The following is a 1472-nucleotide window of genomic DNA, read 5'->3' on the forward strand; positions in this document are numbered from 1 at the left end:
CGGTTTTTCACCGAGTTGGCAGCTTCAACCAGGTAGTACCGCAGGAATCGGTTGCCGGAACGAATGCGTTTGGTATCCTCAGCCTCAAACGGGCCGGACTGATGCCTACGCCAGGTGAGACCGGCGTACTTGGCCACAGCGGCTTGATCGCTGAACCGGTCGATGTCGCCGATCTCCGCCAGAATGCCGGCGGCGTACACCCGGTCGATGCCCGGAATGGAGCGAAGGCATTTGGCGTCGGGAATGCCGGCCAGAATGCGTTCGATCGCCTTGTCGAGCTCCTTGAGCTGGCTCTGGATGCTTCGGATGGCCTGAATCGACGTGCCGAGCACCAGATCGATGGAATCCTCGACGACCTTGGAAAGGCGGTACGAGGCCCGGGCGGCTTTCTGAATGCACCGGGCGACATGCTCGGGATCAGGGAAACGGTTCTTTCCCTTCTCCTTAAGATAGTCGGCCAGGTCGGCGACCTCCATGCCCGCGATTTCGTCAAGGCTGTACTTCTCCGAGAGCATCTCCATGATGGCATGGCCGAAGACGCTGCTGTCGACCTCGGAACGAAAGGCGTTGCATTTGTAAAACAGATTCTGCAGGAAGTACTGCTTTTCGCGCGTCAGGTTATGGACCAAATGGAACCGCATACGGGTCAGCCGTTGGAGCGCGATGTACTGTTCCTGCATGACGATGGTCGTGGTAAGCCTGCCGAAACGCAGACGATCTGCGATGATCCAGGCATCGATACGATCAGTCTTGTCCAGATCGGCGTAGGCTTCCCTGAACTTGTTAATGAGTTTCGGATTGATGGTAAACACCTTGGTGTTCCGCTGTCTGAGCGATTCATCCTCATGCAGGTACATGGCCGGATGCCAGCTGTAGACTGAGGTTGCTTCAAGTCCGATATGGATCTCGGAAGACGACAGCTTGTCCGATGCGGCGACGATGCGGTCGCGCAGGCGCGAAGCACCGTTCAGATCGTTTTTTACCTTCAGTGTCTCGAGCGTATCGCCTTCCGGGTTCATGAAACACGCTTCCAGTTCTTCCGAACTGACGTCAATACCGACAAACAGCTTCAAGTGGAATTCCTCCTTTCTCCGAGGGATTCAGGGAACAGACTCTCCGGGATGCCTCCGGCGCACTCGCCGATCAGTCACCCTCGCGTATGAGAACTCGCTTCGGGCCATGAGCTGCCCCGACGCTGCTACCGTCGGGCATGGGTTGCCGAAGGGAACAGCCAGCGGGTAAGAAGTTCGAGCGAGAGCCGGAGAAACAGACTTCAGATGTAGACGCAGCTACAGGAGTGAGACGAATTTCCCCGAATGGACCCTAAGTTCCATTGTCCGGAGACATGCCGGAAAGTCCAGTCCCTGACTGCAATTTTCAAAGGAGCTGGCTGGAAATTTTGAAGGCGGCTTCCAGTCCCCTTTGGGACTGGAAATAGACTCACAACTGCCTTCGAAAAATACTATACGAGG

Annotated in this window: 1 protein-coding gene; it reads right to left on the reverse strand. The window is 56.2% G+C overall.

Features of this window, described 5'->3' with window-relative positions; all coding sequences use genetic code 11:
* A partial coding sequence (locus tag F560_RS0122045; RefSeq protein ID WP_019007872.1) for an IS110 family RNA-guided transposase occupies positions 1–1073 on the reverse strand: 1073 nt, incomplete at its 3' end.
* Positions 1074–1472: the final 399 nt, after the last annotated feature.

The organism is Cohnella laeviribosi DSM 21336, assembly GCF_000378425.1.
In the GTDB taxonomy this organism is placed as follows: Bacteria; Bacillota; Bacilli; order Paenibacillales; family Paenibacillaceae; genus Cohnella; species Cohnella laeviribosi.